Genomic DNA, 17536 nt, shown 5'->3' with positions numbered 1-17536 from the left:
GTGGGCCTCCACTCGATCACTCGCGTTCTGTCGCAACGGCTCGCATCGAGCCACTCCCTGGCGAGGAGGCCCGGCGCTAGCGAGAAGGCCCGGCGAGCCAGCGCAACAGCGGGTCCGCGAAGCTCACCGGCTCGCGGCAGAGGATCGGCTCGCCGAACCGCCCGCCGATTCGCTCTCCGTACGCGCGCGCCTTGGTCTCGACCCGCTCCAGGATGTCCACGCCGTACAGGAAATGTTTTCCGTCGTCCTTCGTGTCCGCGCCCGCGAGCTGGGTCGCGTACGCAAGGATCGCCTCGCGCTTGCGCTCCCACACCGGCTCGATGTCCACGACGAAGGTCGGCTCGAAGTGGGTGTGGGACTGGAAGTGCGCGAGCTGCCGCGGCCGCTTCGCATCCGGACCGCCCGTGATCTTCGCGAGCTGTTTCAACCCCGAGAGGTACCATGCTTCCTTCGCCAGGCGCGCGCTCGCCTCGTGATCCGGATGGGGATCATCGAGATGGTGGGACAGCACGAGTTCGGGCTGAAGCTCGCGCAGATGCCTCGCGAGCCGCTCGCGCGACTCGACCGTCACCTCGACGCGGCCATCGGGTAGATCGAGATTCCCGCGCCAGGTGAGCCCGAGGATCTCGGTCGCGCGCCTCGCCTCGGCGTCCCGGTCTTCCTTCGTGCCGCGCGTGCCCATCTCGCCGCGCGTGATGTCTAGGATGCCCACGCGCGCGCCGGCGTCGACGAGTCGAAGGATCGTTCCGCCCGCCGAGATCTCGGCATCATCGGGATGGGCGGCAATGACGAGGACGTCGAGGGTGCTCATGGTTGAGGCTCGTCCAGCGAGCTCGGAAGATTCAGAACGAGGTGTTCGGTGGAGGCGAAGGGAATCTCCGCCCATAGTGACGGCACGAAGTCCGCGCCGAAGCGCGCGACGAACTGGAATGGACCCAGCAGACGCTCCTGGGGAACCTCGCGCGGGTAGAGCATGCTGTTGACGCGCCGAACCTGGCGCACACCCTTGCCGGTGCTGTTCTTGTGCACCCGCATGGCCTTGTCGATGACCTTTTCGATCGAGCGCTCGACGTGCCCCGCGGCGCGCTTCAGCGTGATGCCGAGCGCAGGTTCGATCTCGGCGACCGCGCCCCGGTACCGAAGGAGCTCCGCGGCGATCTCTCCGGTCACGCGGCGAAGATCCTGGACCACCTGGGGCTCGGCGTCGAGATCGATCTCGGGCGGCTGGAACGTCCCCTTCGCGCGCAGGATCGTCTCGACGTCGGCCTCCACGCGATCGAGAGCGTGGCGCGTATCGCCGTCGACCAGCGTGATGGAAACGCGCGGCAGGAACGGCGTGCGCGGCTGACCGCTCGCGTCGCGCGCGGGCCCTAGCTGGGCGTGGTAGCCGAGTTCGCCGTAGCCTCCCACGTACGCGCACGTCGGAAACACCGCGTCCTGCACGAGCGGGCGCACGAGCGCGCCCGCGGACCACTCGTCCGGCGCGCTGACGATCTGGCTTCCGAGCTCCGCGTGCGTGCGGGAACCGGGCGTGTCGTCCATGGAGAAGCCCTCGCCGCCCGCGCGGAGCGAGATGCGCTCGGGCGGCATTTTCTCTGCCGCGCGCACGTGTCGATAGATCAGAGCGGCCGCGTCGCCAGCGTCCCCTTCGGACGCTTCGCCGATGGGGATCGCGACGGGCAGGTCCAGCGCGACCAGCTCCTCGCCGCCCGCTCGCAGCGCCTCGACGAGCGAGGGGCGCGCCGACGAAACGATGCGTCCCATCTCGCTGGAGAGCAGCCCTCGGATCCAGTCGGGCTCGCAGACGATCAGTCCGTAGGCCTCCATCAGTCCGTGGAACGCGCGGGTCAGCGCGCGCGGCAGCGTCTCGCCGTCGCGCGGCAGGAACAGGTCGATCGCGAGATCCGCGTGCTCGTGCTCCTCGACGATGTCGTGCAGCTGCGCGCGCAGCGCACCGAGTCGCTGGACCTCGTCGCTCAGTTGCAGCGCGCCGAGCGGAGTGCGCCCCGACGATAGGCCGCCCAGGTTGACCTTTTGCAGGTCGAGGTTGCGGTTCAGCTGCCACGCGTGATGCACCTCGGCCACGTCGTGATCGTCCGCGTGGTTCCAGAAGACGGGCACTACAGGCTGGTTCCAGAGCCGGCTCAGATCCTTCGCGGCCCGACACGCTTGCAGGGCCTTGTAAAGGCTGTAGAGCGGCGACGCGAGGAAGCCCGGCTGCTGCCCGGTGACGACGCAGAAAACGCCCTCCTCGCGCAGCGCCGCGAGGCTCTGGCGCGTCGCCGAATCCTGCGCGAGCTCGATGCCCGCGGATCCGTAGCCGGCGATCAGCCGATCGACCAGCACGCCGCGCTCTTCGGCGCCGAGCCGCTCTTCCGGTCGAGGCATGTCCTCGGCCCTGGTGATGATGGGAAGAGGCCCGAACTTCGCGCCCGCCGCGAGGCCAGCACGCGCCACGCTCGAGAGGCCGAAGAGGTCGCCGGGCAGGTGCTCTACCCTCAGCTGAAGACTCATGATGAAGACCGAATCCGGCGGATCAGGGGAGCAGAGCGTCGCGGAGTTCCTTCGCCATCCCGTCGATGGCCTCGGCAGCGGCGTCCTTCCAGTGCAGGTCCGGTCGCTGCCGTCCCGCGTAAAGGATCCCCCGCGAGGAGTTCACGAGCGCGCCGTGCAGGCCGTCGGAGAAGCCGCCGCGGATGTCCTCGGCGCTCGCACCCTGCGCGCCGTAGCCCGGCAGCAGCAGCGGCGTTCGTGGCATGCGCCGTCGGAGCCTCTGCAGCTCGTCAGGATGGGTGGCGCCGACGACGGCGCCGATGGAACTCCAGCCGCTCTCTCCGATCTGAGCCGCGCCCCAGCCGTGGACGGCGTCGGCCACGCGGTCGGCGAGTCGGTCCCCGGAGCCCTCCACGGCGAGCGTCTGGAACTCGGCGCTCGATGGATTCGAGGTCCGCACGAGAACGTAGAGGCCTGCCCTCGCACCTTCACAGGCGTCGAGGAACGGCGTGATCGAGTCCGACCCGAGGTACGGGTTCACGGTCGCGGCATCACAGAGGTGCCGGCGAGCCGACGGCGCGGTGCCCGTCTCGTCCACGTCACCGGCCGGGCCGGTCAGGAACGACTCGGCGTAGGCTGCCGCCGTGCTACCGATATCCCCTCGCTTGACGTCGCCGATCACCAGCAGCCCCGCGTCCTTCGACGCCGCGACCACGTCCTCGAACGCGGCCACGCCGTCGGCGCCGAAGACCTCGAAGAAGGCCGACTGCGGCTTGACGGCGGGGACCTTGCCCGCGGCCACCTCGACGATCCCGAGCAGGAAGTCCCGCATGGCGCCCGCGCGATCCGAGCGGCCCGCTCCTGAATCGCGCGCCACGGCGAATTCGTCGGGCAGCAGCGCGAGGTGCGGATCGAGCCCGATCACCGAGGGGTTCTGCGTACGCTCGACGGCGGCGTGCAGGCGGTCGGCGTAGGTCGCGGCGGAGGTGGAGGTCATGGGGCGCCGATCCTATCCGCTGGAGGGCCGTCGCGATAGGCGCCCGGACACGCTCCGCAACGCGCTGCCCCGAGCCCCTCGACGGAAAGAGCTGGCGCTATTCCTTCGTCTTACGAGGGTCGACCCATTTAGCCCGCGCTTAGCCGCCGGGAGTAGTTTCTATGCTCCCCGCTCCGATCTCCCGCGACCCTCCCTGCCCGTCCATGAAAGCTTCCGACCTCTTCGTCCAATGCCTCGAAAGCGAGGGCGTCACGCATATCTTCGGGATCCCGGGCGAGGAGAATCTCGACTTCCTCGAGTCGCTATCCCGTTCATCGATCGAGCTCGTGCTGACCCGGCACGAACAGGCGGCGGGGTTCATGGCCGCCACGGTCGGGCGACTCACGGGCAAGGTAGGCGTGGCTCTCTCGACGCTCGGGCCGGGCGCGACCAATCTCATGACGGCGGCGGCCTACGCCCAGCTCGGTGGGATGCCCATGCTCATGATCACCGGCCAGAAGCCGATCAAGACGAGCAAGCAGGCGATGTTTCAGATCATCGACGTCGTCGACATGATGCGGCCCGTCACCAAGTGGACGCGCCAGATCATCAGCGGCGAAACGCTCCCCGCCCGCGTGCGTGAAGCCTTCCGGCTCGCCGCCGAGGAACGGCCCGGGGCGACCCACCTCGAACTCCCCGAGGACATCGCGGCCGAAGAGGTCGGCGGCGCACCTATTCCTCCGAGTTCCGTCCGTCGGCCGGTGGTTGAAGACAAGTCGGTCGACGCGGCCCTGGAGCTGCTGCGCGCCGCCCGTGCGCCCCTGATCGTGATCGGTGCGGGTGCCAATCGGAAGCTCACCGCGACGCAGCTCCTGGAGTTCGTGGAGAAGCAGGGCATCCCCTTCATCACCACCCAGATGGGCAAGGGCGTGATCGACGAGCGGCACCCGAGGTTCCTGGGCAATGCCGCGCTATCCTCCGGAGACTTCGTGCACGCCGCGCTCAGCCACGCCGATCTGATCCTCAACGTCGGGCACGATATCGTGGAGAAGCCGCCGTTCTTCATGGAGCGCCATCACCGTCGGACGGTCATCCACATCGACTTCAGCTCGGCCGAGGTCGACGCGCTCTACTTTCCCCAGGTGGAGATGGTGGGCGACGTCGCGCATTCGATCTGGCGTCTCAACGGGGCTCTGGAGCGCTCCAGCGAATGGAACTTCGATCCGATGTTCCGGGCCCGCGGGGCGATGCTGGAGGAGCAGTACGCGGCTATCGAGAGCGACGCGTTCCCTGTCATTCCCCAGCGGCTCGTGGCCGATGTTCGTCGCGCCATGCCGGACGACGGGATCATCGCGCTGGACAACGGCATCTACAAGCTCTGGTTCGCTCGGAACTACGCGGCCCACGGGCCGAATACGGTGCTCCTGGACAACGCACTCGCCACGATGGGCGCCGGGCTTCCGTCGGCGATGGCCGCGAAGATGGTGCATCCGAAGCGCCGCGTGATGGCGATCTGCGGCGACGGAGGGTTCATGATGAATTCCCAGGAGCTGGAGACCGCGACGCGCCTGGGCCTTGATCTGGTCGTCCTGATCCTGAACGATGGCGCGCTCGGGATGATCAAGTGGAAGCAGGAAGACATGGGGTTCCGGGACTACGGCCTGGACTACGGCAATCCGTCGTTTCCGAAGTACGCCGAGAGCTACGGAGCCCAGGGGCATCGACTGTCGGCCACGGATCAGCTCGTTCCGCTCCTGGAGCGCTGTTTCGAAGAAGGCGGCGTTCACCTGGTGGACGTGCCCGTCGATTACTCCCGGAACGATGAGCTTCTCCACAGGGAGATCCCGCGGCTTTCGGGCGCTTTTGTGGCCTGAAAACCCGCCGGATCCTTCGGCGACGTGACGAGGGCGCGGAGGCGCCTCCCATGGAAACCTATCAGTCTCTCGCCATCGCACTGGGTCTTGGTCTGCTCGTCGGGCTGCAGCGCGAGTGGAAGGAGTCGGAGATCGCCGGCATCCGGACGTTTCCGCTGATCACCTTGCTGGGTACGCTGAGCGTCGTCGTTCACCAGGGCGAGCTTGGCTGGCTCAGCGCGGCGGGGCTCGTGTCGCTGGCGTTGCTGCTTTCCATTGCCAACGTGTCGAAGATCAGGGCCGGCAAGTTGGACTTCGGAATGACCACCGAGGTCGCGGCGCTCCTGATGTTCGTCGTCGGCTGCACGTTGGGCATGGGTCTGCTGGGCCCCGCGCTGGTGACGGCGGGGATCACCACCATGTTGCTGCACTGGAAACGGCGGCTGCATGGCATCGTCGATTCCCTCGCGGACAAGGACGTGCGGGCGGTGATGAACCTGACGCTCATCGCCTTGGTGATCCTGCCCGTCCTTCCGGATAGGACCTACGGGCCCTACGACGTTCTCAACCCGCACGGCATCTGGCGGATGGTCGTGCTGATCGTCGGGATCAGCATGGTCGCCTACGTGGCGTTCAAACTCCTGGGGGCCCGGGTCGGCGCCCTCCTGGGAGGTATCCTTGGCGGATTCATTTCCAGCACCGCGACGACGGTCAGCTACGCGCGGCAAACGAAGGAAGCTCCGGGCCTGAGTGCCATGGCCGCCCTGGTGATTCTCATCGCTTCGGCCGTGGTGAACGTCCGCGTGCTGATCGAGGTCGGGGTCGTGGCGCCGGACCTTCTTCGGAAAGCTCTGCTGCCGATGAGCGCCATGCTGCTGCTGATGATCATCGAGTGCGTGCTGCTGTACTTTCCGCTGCGAAAGCAGTCGACCGAGCCGCCCGACCATGACGATCCTGCTCAGCTGAAGCCGGCGATCCTCTTCGCCGCCCTGTATGCCGTCGTGCTCTTCATCGTGGCGGCAGGAAAGGACCTCTTCGGCGATCAGGCGCTGTACTGGATCGCGGGAATCTCGGGGCTTACCGACGTGGATGCGATCACGCTGACGACCGCCAAGATGTTCAACGAGGAGCTGGTCGACGGTGAGATGGCCTGGAGGGTGATCTTGATCGCGACGCTCTCCAACCTGGTCTTCAAGGCCCTCGCCGTCGCGGTGCTCGGCAGCCGTCGCTTGCTCCTCTACGTCGGAATAGGGTTCGGGGTCGCAGTCGCGGGAGGAGTGGCGCTGTTGCTCTACTGGCCAGAGACCGAGTACCTGAGCGGCATCGGCCTGTAGAGTTGCGAAGCGTCCCGCAGGACAGGACTTCGCTCTGCAGCTCGGCAGCGATGGCGCGCGGAACCTTCTTACGCATCACCGACGAACCGCCGGGGATGGGATTGGCCCGCGACAGAATGACTCCTCGGTCCGAGTCGATGGTGGTCGTGATCGTCGCAGGCCTCGCGAGGGCCGGACCGGCGCTCATCCGAGGTGACGCGGGTGCACGGAGACGTTGCGTTGACCGCACTTGTTCCCTGCGGAATATCCGTTCTCGAAGCGATTCAGTTCGCGTTGTTCTTGCGAGTTGAGAACGCAACGGACGTCTGTGCCTCGGTAGCTTTGGCGTCATGTCCCTCGCCATTCTCTCCACTCTCAGCTTCGCCGCGCTCGCGCAGACTGGCGAAGCTCCCACGCCAGGTCCTCGTCAGGACGACGTTCTCAAGATCGATGCCTCGGGCGCGCCCGGCGACCCGCCCGCCGAACCGTTCTCCGGGCCGTTCTCCGGGCCGCTCCCCGGGCCGCCTTCCGATCCGGCATCGACCGACGCCGCCTACCCCGAAGACGAGTACCTCGAGGCCCTCATCGTCGAAGGCCGCGGCACCAGTCGACTCGACCTCGCGCCTTCGGCGAGCGAGGGCGTCACCGGTCCCGAGCAGCTGAAGCGTCGCCCGCTCATGCGTCCGGGTGAACTCCTCGAAACCGTCCCCGGCGTCATCATCACCCAGCACACGGGTTCAGGTAAGGGCAACCAGTTCTTCCTGCGCGGCTTCAACCTCGACCACGGCACCGACTTCCTCGTGTCCATCGGCGGCGTGCCCATCAACCTGCGCAGCCACGGTCACGGGCAGGGCTACGTGGACATGAACTTCCTGATCCCCGAACTCGTGGAGAAGGTCGGCTATCGCAAGGGGCCGTACTTCGCCGACACCGGCGACTTCTCCAGCGCGGGTAGCGTCGCCATCGACTACGTGCGTGATCTGCCGAACGGCTTGATCTCGGTCGAGACCGGGATGTACGGGTTCCAGCGCGCGCTCTTCGCCGACGCCTACGACGTCGGCGGCGGCAGGCTCATCACCGCGCTGGAGACCATGCACCACGACGGTCCCTGGGCCGTCGAGGAGAACTACGTCAAGGTCAACGGCTTCGCGCGCTACGTCGAGGGCGACCGGTACAACGGCGCCGACTACACGCTCGGCTTCTACGACGGAAGCTGGACCGCCACGGACCACGTGCCCAAGCGCGCCGTTCGCAGCGGACTGATCGACCGCTTCGGCACGCTCGATCCGACGAGCGGCGGCGATTCACGGCGCTTCAGTCTCACGGGTCACTGGTTCGGCGCCGGCGAGTCGTCGGACTGGGACGTGACCGCCTACGCCTATCGCTCCGAACTCGACCTCTACTCGAACTTCACCTACTTCCTTTCGGATCCGGTCAACGGCGACCAGTTCGAGCAGCTCGACGATCGCTGGGTTCAGGGCCTCCACGCGTCGCAGACCCAGTACGGGGAGATCTACGGCATCAACTCGGAGTGGACCTACGGCCTCGAGTTCCGCAACGACTTCATCGACAACGGGCTCTTCAATACGCGCGAGCGCCAGCGCCTCAACACCGTGCGCCGCGACGACATCGCCGAGACGAGCCTCGGCCTCTTTGCTGAAACGACCCAGCGCTACAACGATCGCCTGCGCTCGACCGTGGGGATCCGCGGCGACGGCTACGTCTTCGACGTCGACAGCGATCGAGCCGCGAACTCGGACACCGAGTACGACTTCATCGCGAGTCCGTCGGCGGGCCTCGCCTATCGGGTGGCCGACAACACGGAGCTCTACCTCAACGCGGGCTTCGGCTTCCACAGCAACGACGCTCGCGGCGTCACGATCCGCGACGATCCGACGACGGCGGACGCGCTCGACGGCCAGCGCGTCCCCGGCCTCGCCCGACAGCGCGGCGCTGAGATCGGTGTTCGCCATGAAGACCCCATCGGTCTGACGTCGACCCTGGTGCTCTGGGGGCTTCGGTCCGAGTCCGAGCTGCTGTTCGTCGGCGACGGAGGCAACACCGAGCCCACCGCCGCCACCGAGCGATTCGGCGTCGAGTGGACGAACTACTACCAGATATCGGATGCGTGGAGCCTCGACTTCGACATGACCTGGTCGCAGGCGCGCTTCAGGGAGGGCGGGGAAGAGGATCACGTACCCGGCGCGGTCGGGTACACGCTCGCGTCCGGCCTCGCCTACGAGATGCCGGAGGGGCACTACGCGGCGCTGCGCGCGCGCTACTTCGGACCGCGCGACCTGGAGGAGACCGGCGCGGTGCAGTCCACGTCCTCGATGCTGTTCAATCTTCAAGGGGGCTACCGCATCAACGACGACGTCATGCTGCGCCTTTCGATCTTCAACCTCTTCGACCGAGAGGTCAGTGACATCGAGTATTACTACCCCTCCCTCCTGAACGGCGAGACGCCTGGACCGGACGACGGCGGCTACAACGACGTTCACTTCCACCCGGCGGAGCCGTTCTCCGTGCGCGTCGGCGTGGCGGTGGCGTTCTGATGACGGCTTCGCTCTGCGCTTTACTGGGGCCTCTCCCTACTCCGCCGCTCGCGGTCCACGAGTTCATCTGGGGCCACAGCATCGAGGACCTGTTCCTGATGGGCGGGGCGGTCATGTGGCCGCTGCTCCTCTGTTCGGTGATCGCCACGGCGATCATCTTCGAGCGCCTCCTCGTGTTCGCGCGCTTCGGGCGAGTGCCCCGCAAGCTGGCCGCCACGGTGGCCGACGCGATGGCGCTTCGGATGCCCGGGGAGGCAGCTGCTGCGATTCAGAAATCGGGCCACCCCATGGCGGAGGTGCTCCGGGTCCAGGTCGGGCTGGCCGACCGCCCCATCGATGAGCGGACGCCCCTCGTTCAGCGCGAGGGTGGGCTGCTCCTCGAACGCCTGGAAGCGCGGCTCTCGCCGCTGCTTCTCGTCGCCCAGGCCGCGCCGCTCCTCGGCCTCCTCGGCACCGTGTCAGGCCTCGTCGGCAGCTTCTGGAAGCTGGAACAGCTCAATGGCCCCGTTCAGCCCAGCGACCTCGCCGCAGGAATCTGGGCGGCGCTCCTCACGACGGTCTTCGGCCTCATCGTCGGGATCCCGGCCAGCGCCGCGTGGCACCTGCTCCAGGACCGCGCCGACGGCTTCGCCCGTCACATGGGCTTCGCGGTGACGGAGGTCGAGGAAGGGATCGCCCGCGGCCGCGCCGCGCTGCCCCGCAGCGCCTCACCCGCGACGTCCGTCCCGCCGAATCCTGCGCAGGCAGCGGCCTCCCTCTGATCCATGGAGTTCCCGCGCCGCCCTCGCCGACGATCGAACATCGAGCTCACGCCGCTGATCGACGTGGTCTTCCAGCTGCTGGTCTTCTTCCTCCTGACGTCGAGCTTCCTGCAGCCTTCGCTGCGCCTCGACCTCCCCCGTGGAGGCACGATGGACGAAGCGGATCCCACGCCGATCCTCCTCGAGATCGACGGTGACGGAAGGGTCTCCCTGGACGGAGAGATCATCCAGCGCGCGGATCTTCGGCAGGAGCTGGAGCGGGCGCTCACTGACGGCCGAACCGCGGTCCGTCTCTCTGGCGACAGCGACATGACCTACGGCCTCTTCGTCGAGGCCCTCGACGCGGCACGCGCAGCGGGCGCCGCTCACTTCGACCTGGTGCACAGCGGCACCCCTGCACCCTCGGCCGCCAAGTAGGCTCGAGTTCGATGTCGAAGGCACTCGAAGGTCGCTGGTTCCCGTGGTTGCTGGGTTTATCCCTCGCGGCCCACGGAGCCTTGCCCTTCCTCCCGGGTTCGGACCAGGTCGATCGCCCCGACTTCAAGGTCGAGGAGCGCATCGCCACCGAGCCGATGACGGTGCGCATCATCGAACGCACGCCCGAGCCCGTTCCGCCCACCCCCACCGAGACGCCGCGCCCCGTTCTCACGAGCGACGACGGCGCCCGAGCCGTCGAGTCCTTCGACGTGGAGCCGGTGGAGTTCGAGCGCGAGCCGCGCTCCGAGCCGCCGCCCATCCAGCCGCCCGAGCCTCTTCTCCCCGAGCCCCCGCAGGAACCCCCGCCGGAGAACGAGCCGAAGCCGATCGAGCCGCCGGTCGAGCTCCCGCCGCCTCCTCTCGAAGAGGAACCACCGCCGCCCGAGCCGGTGAAGATCCCTGATCCCGTGCTCCCTCCTCCAAAGGACGTCCCTCTCCCCGAGCTCCCCGAAGGCCCCGTCGAAAGGGAGGGACAGTCAGGCGTCGTGAGCCGCGCCGAGCCGAAGGGCAGCGGCAACCGAGCCCCCATCTATCCCCGCCGCGCGCGCGCCGCGAAGATGGAGGGCACGACCGAGCTGGAGGTGACGGTGGGCGCCGACGGCAAGGTCGAGCGCGCGGTGGTCTCGAAGTCGAGCGGCCACGCGCTCCTGGATGACGAGGCCCTGAAAGCGGTAAAGCGCTGGCGCTTCACCCCGGCCAAGAGCCCGACGGGTGCAGCAACGTCCGACCGGGTCTTCGTGCCCATCACGTTCCGGCTCACGAACCGGTAGCGCGGGGCGCCCTCAAGCACGGCCGGGGTCTGGCTGGAAAGGGCGGTGATTGGAGATGGCCTCCTCGCGTCGTTGAAGCGAGCCATCGGCGAGAATGCCGCCGACACCGAAGCCCTCTGGAAACTGCGCAGTATCCAGAGCGCGGCACCGAGCGTGGGATCATCCAGCGACAAGGATGCCCGCATCCGAAGCGCCGATCCGGAGGGAATCACGTACGGCGGAGAAGCCCTCGCCCACGAGCGGAGACTCGGGCGGTTCTTTCAGTTCTCCTCTTTCGCGCCCCCAGAGACCATTCAGCTCCTGCCCCTGGTTCTCTTCGTTGAAGACGCGCGCAACAGCTTCCGCCGCCATCGCGGCCAGCTTTCACAGCCTGAGCAAGAATTCCATCGTGCTCATCTTTCGATGCCCTTGGGGCATCCGCCTACGCGGATGCGCCTCGAGCCAGAGCCTCCCATGTTCTCTACTCCTACAGGCGAACGCGGCCGCCTGCGGGGACCTCCACGGAGCCCTCGCGCAGGATCTCTCAGACGCCGATCTGATCGTCGCGCAGCTCTGACCGTGGGAGCACCCCATGTCGGGCGGGGCGGCGCGTCACTGCGCGACCCCGCTTGGAATTCCTAGCCATCAGTCGATGGCGGGTTTGAGGATGGTGACCGCCGTCGATAAAGGCGAGTCGAAGAGCTTTCGAGCCATGGCTGTTCCGACGGACTGGTCAGTAGTCCGACCAGTCACAGTCTGGGTTGATTTTGCCTGTACACCATGTCCGCCTCCTTCAGGCGGGGGTGGGAGCGGAAGTGGGAGCGGAAGTGGGAGCGGTGGGGGTGGACCAAGTAGTGGGGGAGGCGGCGCCAGTGCTCCGCCTGCTCCGCCTCGAGGTCCGATTTCTCACAACGGCCCGGGTGGTGGCAGTGGTGGTGGTGGCGGGCCAGCCGGTGGTGGACCGGGCGGTGGAAGCGGCACTGGTGGAGGTGGATCTGGCGGAGGTGGTGGCGGCGGCGGGATTATTGTGTGGGTAGGCACCACCGCTGCTAAGCAGTTGATACTATGGCAGCTGTTCCTGTGGATATTCTTCTAGGAGCTTGCCGAATTCGATCGCTAGCCCCGATGTCAAGAGGGGCCCATCGGCGCCAACGCTAACCTGGTGTATATGCATAATAGCACTTAACGATATGAGCAACCAAATAGTCAACATCGCTTCACTGGCGCTTAACGTGGCACTTGCATCTTTCGTATTAAGCCGCAGTCCCGCGGCTCATGACAGCGAGCACATAACTATTAGGAAGATTTCCCTGCAGGACAGTGAGGGTCGGATCGTCGGCGAAATCGATGGCGAACACTACGGGGGTCCAGAGATCAGATTGGGTTCGATTAGACTGAATGACAAGCAGGCCTGGTCTGTCATCCTCAGCGGAAGCAGCTTTCGAGGCCCCGGCCTTAGAATAAAGGATCCCTTCAAGCCGCTCATGCAAGAGCACATCTACCTTGGACTAGATGGGCAACCCGCGAATCCGCTGTTTGGGATGTTCGATCAGCGAGGCAGTGAAACGCTGCTGTTTCGGGTCGAGAAACCACAGGGCGGCCTTATCGTTGAAAAGGTTGACGGTTCAGGCAAGCAGATTTGGACCGACAAATTAGGCGACAAGTAGGGCGGGCTATTGTTCCACTACAGGCGAACGCGGCCGCCTGCGGGGACCTCCACGGAGCCCTCGCGCAGGATCTCTCAGACGCCGATCTGATCGTCGCGCAGCTCTGACCGTGGGAGCACCCCATGTCGGGCGGGGCGGCGCGTCACTGCGCGACCCCGCTTGGAATTCCTAGCCATTGCTATCCTCGGCGTCGCCGACCCGGTTTGGGCCGAGTTGCGTAAGGCTACCCTTGGCGGTTCGTACGGGCTGCCGCTGCCAGGGCCGGCATCCCGTGCTGTGCCAGGTACTGTGCCAGTCGATCCAGGGGCGGCCCTTCCAGCACGAACCCCGGGCGCTGACGATTCTCGAGGTAGATCTGGGCCGCTTCGCCCTCGCGGTCCTGGGCGAGAAGATCCGTGATCCTCTGTACCGGGTCCGTAGTGACGCGCAGGGGATCCGGGTAGCGCTGATCCCTTCGTGGGTTCGCGCGGACTCCGAAGTGCTCGTGCAGGAGGAGCGCCGAGACGACTCCGATCGCCACGCCGGCCCAGGTCGCGCCGCGAACGCCCGTGCTCGAGTGCCCCAAGATCGCTGCGAACAGCGCAAGCATCGGCAAGGCCATGCGAGCAGGTATGAAGCGGGTGCCCGCCGTCGGCTGGCGCCAGGCGAGACGGCCCAGGTAGACGAACTGGATCTCGTAGTAGCGAAAGAACATGAAGTATGCCCCGAGCACCGCGCCCAGGGCGCTCGTGGAGGACAGCACGGGGAGCGAGCTGCCCACCAGGGAAAGATGGGACCCCAGGAGGGCGCCCAGGGCTCCACCTCCGGCGTAGAGGGCCAGGAAAGGCAGGCGGCCGATGTGATGCTCGACGTTGTCGCCGAGGATCCAGAGGAGCAGCAGATGGAAGGCCGCCGCCAGAAGCCCCGCATGCAGGAACAGGGAGGTGAAGAGCTTGTTGAAGTACGGACTCCCCGGGCGATAGCCGCTTCCATAGAGGAGCAGTGTGTCCGGCTCGGGCGAGAGGCGTGTCGTGAGGAGAGCCGCGACCTGATCGGCGATCTCACGTTCTTCCGCGGTCATCGCTTCCCGCTTCGCCACCTCCTCGGCGGACGGGGGCTTCGTGACGTCCCGTCGCCATTCCGCGGCCAGCTTCTTGTCGACCCCGGCTCCCGAGGACATCGTCGGCAGCACGGCGACGAGGAACACCAGGAGGTGTAGCGCGATCAGGGCCCAGGTGACCACCGGCGTTGAGCGCGGGTTCGGTGAGTCACCGATGGGTAGAGCCAGGGGCGGGATGGGAGGAACCATGGGCGTGCGACCCTCGTAGTCTGACACACGACGAAGGACGCTCGACAGCGTTCGTCGACGCCGAAATCAGCCTTCAGCGTCTCGAACGGAATCCCGTGCCCTGGCCACCGCGGCTCGAAAGTCAGCTTAGGGGAGGCTGACAGTCACCGCGCTCGTGAAGTTCGTCGTCGCTGCCGGGTTGCCGTCGCCCATGTCGGGCCGGGCGGCGCGTCACTGTGCGAGCCCGCTTGGAATTCCTAGCCATCGTGTCCTCCTGAACCCGCTGATGGGGGCGTCTTCCGCGCACTACTGGCACCTGAGCGGCACGGGAGTACGAGTATGGCGATGGCGAAGCGGCGGATCATTCGAGCCGCTCTGGACGGGCAGGCTGACGCAGGCCAGTCCCCGCGCTCACCCGTCGCAGCGCGCCTTCGACTGTTTGGACTGTGGAGAATGATCCGACGATCTTCAAGTGGCGCCAGCGCGACATGGATTGTTTGGGGAAAGGGCGTCGCCGAGCCAGCTTCGGCGCCGTGCATGGATCGTACGGACCGAACCGGTCCGAGATCTGGCTCCCTTGAACAACGCTATGGCTCATCACTCCCTGACCCGCCACCTGCCTTCTGGGCGGCTTCTCGCGCGCCCGTGCATCGCTCTGACTCTTGCCTTGTCGGGCCCTACCGCCGAAGGGGGGAAGCCTCAGGCGTCTCCTGCCCAGACGAGCGTCGGGACCAAGACCCCCAACCTCTTGTCGCGGGAGGTCATGGCCCTGAGCTTTGTCGTCGCGTCCGATGACAAGCACGTCGTCATCAGCGATATGACCAAGCGAATCTCGCGCATCGCCTTGCCCGGAGGAGAGGTGGTGGCGCAGACATCTACCGCCATGCCAGACGATGTTTGCCTGCTCTACGAACTGGGTGATCGCGTTCTCGCCCTCGGGCGGAAAGGCATGGCGGTCATCGATGACAAGACGCTGGAGGTGGTGGCCTCTCGTTCCCTGGAGAGACCGCATTATCTGCCCATCGCCACAACGCTCGCGGGCGATGCATTCGTCACCGGCAAGTACTCCGTGTGGGAGCTCCATCGGCTGAACATGGAGTCCGAGGTGCCGACCCTTGAGGTCCTGCCCCTGCCGTCCGCTCAGCGCCCGCTAGCGGCAGCCTTCTCCCCGGACGGAAGGCTACTTGCCCTGGCCACCAAGGACGGGGTCCGCGTGCTCGATAGTCGGTCCCTCGAGGAAACGGGCAGCCGAGAGACAGGCATCAAGGCCCCGGGCACGATTCACTGCGTTGCTTTCGATGGCAATGACCACCTGGCTGTCGGCTGGGGGCTGGGGCTAGTAGAGAAGGCGCCAGGGGTGCTCGTGTACGACCTGGGCAGCGACGCTCCCCCCGAAGAACTCATGTCTCGGTCACCGCGCGCAACCAGCGGTGTCATTCGGTCGATCCTCTGCGATCCTGGCGGTGGCCGGTTGCTCTTCGGAATTGCGCCCGCGGGAATCCTCGCGGGCTTTCAGCTCGAGGACGACGCCTGGACTGAGGCGTTCGCGGTGGAGTATCAGGAGGGAACCTGGAGCGGGTTCAGGCTGCGCGGAGGCCCTGGCGGAGACGAGGTCTACGTGTCTGGGATGAATCCTCAGCACTCCAGCGTGGTCCACATCGACTCCGGCGAGCTCCTCATGCAGCATCAAGTGCAGGGCCTCTTTCGCCTCCAGAGCGCCGGGCAAGGCCGGTTTCTCGTCGGGTTGCGTGCGGGCCGACTTGTGGTGAAGGGGCGCTAGGCGCTACCACCTTTCGCTATGGCCTCATCGCCACCGAGCGAAGGTCACCGCGAGGGAGCCGGTCAGGTCTCCCGCTGGGCTCCCGCCCGCGACGGGGGCCTCGTCGTGAACTCGACGGGCGTCTTACCGCACGCGGCGACGCTGATTGACCCAACCAGTGCGTCATTTCGACACCCCGCTTGGAATCCTTATCGGTAACCGTCGTAGGCACTAGACTGCCTGGTTCGATCCGGAGTTCAACTCCGGATTTTACACCATGGCGGGCCTTGGGAGTCGGTAGGCCGGGTGGGTCATGATTGCGCGCCTTCTCCAACTCGAGCTCGAGCGACAGCTCGGAGGGTGTTGCGAATAGCTGATTCCGCCCAGCGGGCATGAGCTTTTCGCATGCGGCGTTGCCAGGAAGGCCAAGTAACTACGGCTACGAGGCACTTCCAGGCGCCTTGCCTGCAAAAAGCTCATACCCACTGAGCGAAACCATCTATCCGCAACACCCTCCTCGGTGAGTTCCCGGTCGTCACGGTGCTGGGGCCCCGACAAGGCGGAAAGACGACTTTTGTCAGGTCGACCATGCCCGACTTTGAGTACGTGACGCTCAAGGATCCGGAGACCTTGACGATCGCCCGTGAGGATCCTCGTGCCTTCCTCGCCCAGCGACAAGGCCGCGTGATCTACGACGAGATCCAGCGCGCACCACATCTTCTGAGTTACTTGCAGGGGATCGTCGATGAGGTCGGCGACGTCGGGCAGTTTGTTCTGACGGGCTCCCATCAGCTTGAGCTGCGCGAGTCGGTGGCCCAGTCCCTCGCGGGCCGCACGAGCCTGCTCCATCTGCTGCCGCTGTCGATCCCCGAGCTGCGAGGCGCAAACCTGGGCTTCGAAACCTTCGAGGAGTATCTACTGCACGGGTTTCTTCCGCGTGTCTACGACCAGCAGCAGCGACCGCGGATCGCCTACGCCAGCTACTACCAAACCTACGTCGAGCGCGATGTTCGCCAGCTCATTCAGCTCAAGGATGCGACGCTATTCGAGAAGTTCATCAAGCTACTCGCGGGCCGCGTCGGCCAGCTCGTCAACTTCTCGTCGCTCGCGAATGACGTCGGCGTCGACGCCAAAACGATTCAGAACTGGCTCTCTATCCTCGAGGCCTCGTTCGTGATCTTCCGGCTCCCGCCGTACCACCGGAACTTCGGTAAGCGCCTCATCAAGTCGCCCAAGGTCTATTTCACAGACACAGGCCTGCTCTGCTACCTGCTGGGTCTCGAGGAGCCTGCCCAAGTCTCCCGAGACCCACTTGTCGGTAGCCTCTTCGAGAACCTCATCGTCCTCGAGGTACTGAAGACGCGCTACAACGCCGCGCGAACCCCGAATTTGTCCTTCTATCGCGACGCGAGGGGGAATGAGCTCGACCTCCTCCTCGACCACGGTCGAAAGCTCTCGGGGGTAGAGGTCAAGTCGGGCGCGACGTACCACACCTCCTTCAAGAAAGCCCTCCAGTGGTTCGAGGAACATGTGGCTCCGCTGCAGCACAAGTGCATCGCCTACAACGGCGAGCGGAGATCGTTCAGCGACGGGGTCGAGGCGCTCGGGCCAGGGGACGTCGCTGAGTGGGCGCTACGCAGCGCCACGTGACTTCTTCGCGGACGGT

Annotated in this window: 13 protein-coding genes; 9 read left to right on the top strand and 4 right to left on the bottom strand. The window is 66.1% G+C overall.

Annotated elements, in window-relative coordinates:
- Window positions 1-76: 76 nt before the first annotated feature.
- From bshB1 to pyrF, 3 genes are read right to left on the bottom strand one after another with little or no spacing between them, the layout of a single operon-like run.
- Window positions 77-811, bottom strand: a complete 735-nt coding sequence (gene bshB1 / locus Poly30_RS27945) for a bacillithiol biosynthesis deacetylase BshB1 (protein ID WP_419190757.1) — start codon at window positions 809-811, stop codon at window positions 77-79.
- A complete protein-coding gene (gene bshC, locus Poly30_RS27940; RefSeq protein WP_145205827.1) occupies window positions 808-2514 on the bottom strand; it encodes a bacillithiol biosynthesis protein BshC in 1707 nt (568 codons plus the stop codon). The genes bshB1 and bshC overlap by 4 nt, the downstream gene beginning before the upstream one ends.
- Window positions 2515-2536: 22 nt before the next feature.
- The gene (gene pyrF / locus Poly30_RS27935) at window positions 2537-3490 is read right to left on the bottom strand and encodes an orotidine-5'-phosphate decarboxylase (RefSeq protein ID WP_145205825.1); all 954 of its coding nucleotides are present in this window, start codon (window positions 3488-3490) and stop codon (window positions 2537-2539) included.
- Between the two features lie 203 nt (window positions 3491-3693).
- On the opposite strand from pyrF, the gene Poly30_RS27930 reads away from it, so the two are divergent.
- From Poly30_RS27930 to Poly30_RS27895, 7 genes are all read left to right on the top strand, one after another.
- The gene (locus tag Poly30_RS27930; protein ID WP_145205823.1) at window positions 3694-5343 is read left to right on the top strand and encodes an acetolactate synthase large subunit; all 1650 of its coding nucleotides are present in this window, start codon (window positions 3694-3696) and stop codon (window positions 5341-5343) included.
- A 50-nt stretch (window positions 5344-5393) separates the two neighbouring features.
- Window positions 5394-6656: an MgtC/SapB family protein gene (locus tag Poly30_RS27925; protein WP_145205821.1), complete on the top strand. Its 1263-nt coding sequence runs from the start codon at window positions 5394-5396 to the stop codon at window positions 6654-6656.
- A gap of 329 nt (window positions 6657-6985) precedes the next feature.
- On the top strand, window positions 6986-9190 hold the full coding sequence (locus tag Poly30_RS27920) for a TonB-dependent receptor (RefSeq protein WP_145205818.1): 2205 nt from the start codon (window positions 6986-6988) through the stop codon (window positions 9188-9190).
- Window positions 9190-9951 carry a MotA/TolQ/ExbB proton channel family protein gene (locus Poly30_RS27915; protein ID WP_145205815.1) on the top strand — a complete coding sequence of 254 codons (762 nt, stop codon included), beginning with the start codon at window positions 9190-9192 and terminating at the stop codon, window positions 9949-9951. The genes Poly30_RS27920 and Poly30_RS27915 overlap by 1 nt, the downstream gene beginning before the upstream one ends.
- A 3-nt stretch (window positions 9952-9954) precedes the next feature.
- Window positions 9955-10368: an ExbD/TolR family protein gene (locus Poly30_RS27910; RefSeq protein ID WP_145205812.1), complete on the top strand. Its 414-nt coding sequence runs from the start codon at window positions 9955-9957 to the stop codon at window positions 10366-10368.
- 11 nt (window positions 10369-10379) lie between these two features.
- On the top strand, window positions 10380-11198 hold the full coding sequence (locus Poly30_RS27905) for an energy transducer TonB (protein WP_145205809.1): 819 nt from the start codon (window positions 10380-10382) through the stop codon (window positions 11196-11198).
- Between the two features lie 1169 nt (window positions 11199-12367).
- Window positions 12368-12844, top strand: coding sequence for a hypothetical protein (locus Poly30_RS27895; protein WP_145205807.1), 477 nt, complete (start codon window positions 12368-12370; stop codon window positions 12842-12844).
- Window positions 12845-13067: 223 nt separating this feature from the next.
- Here the strand turns inward: Poly30_RS27895 and Poly30_RS27890 are convergent, their stop codons facing one another.
- Window positions 13068-14132 (bottom strand): rhomboid family intramembrane serine protease, encoded by a 1065-nt coding sequence (locus Poly30_RS27890; RefSeq protein WP_145205804.1) that lies wholly within the window; start codon window positions 14130-14132, stop codon window positions 13068-13070.
- 742 nt (window positions 14133-14874) lie between these two features.
- Between Poly30_RS27890 and Poly30_RS27885 the strand changes: the two genes are divergently transcribed.
- Window positions 14875-15891 (top strand): hypothetical protein, encoded by a 1017-nt coding sequence (locus Poly30_RS27885; RefSeq protein WP_145205802.1) that lies wholly within the window; start codon window positions 14875-14877, stop codon window positions 15889-15891.
- A gap of 480 nt (window positions 15892-16371) precedes the next feature.
- Complete coding sequence (locus Poly30_RS27880) at window positions 16372-17520, top strand: ATP-binding protein (protein ID WP_419191392.1); 1149 nt, start codon at window positions 16372-16374, stop codon at window positions 17518-17520.
- Window positions 17521-17536 lie beyond the last annotated feature (16 nt).

The sequence above is a fragment of the Saltatorellus ferox genome (assembly GCA_007751475.1).
Classification (GTDB): domain Bacteria; phylum Planctomycetota; class UBA1135; order UBA1135.
This window is presented reverse-complemented; position numbering and strand designations above follow the sequence as displayed.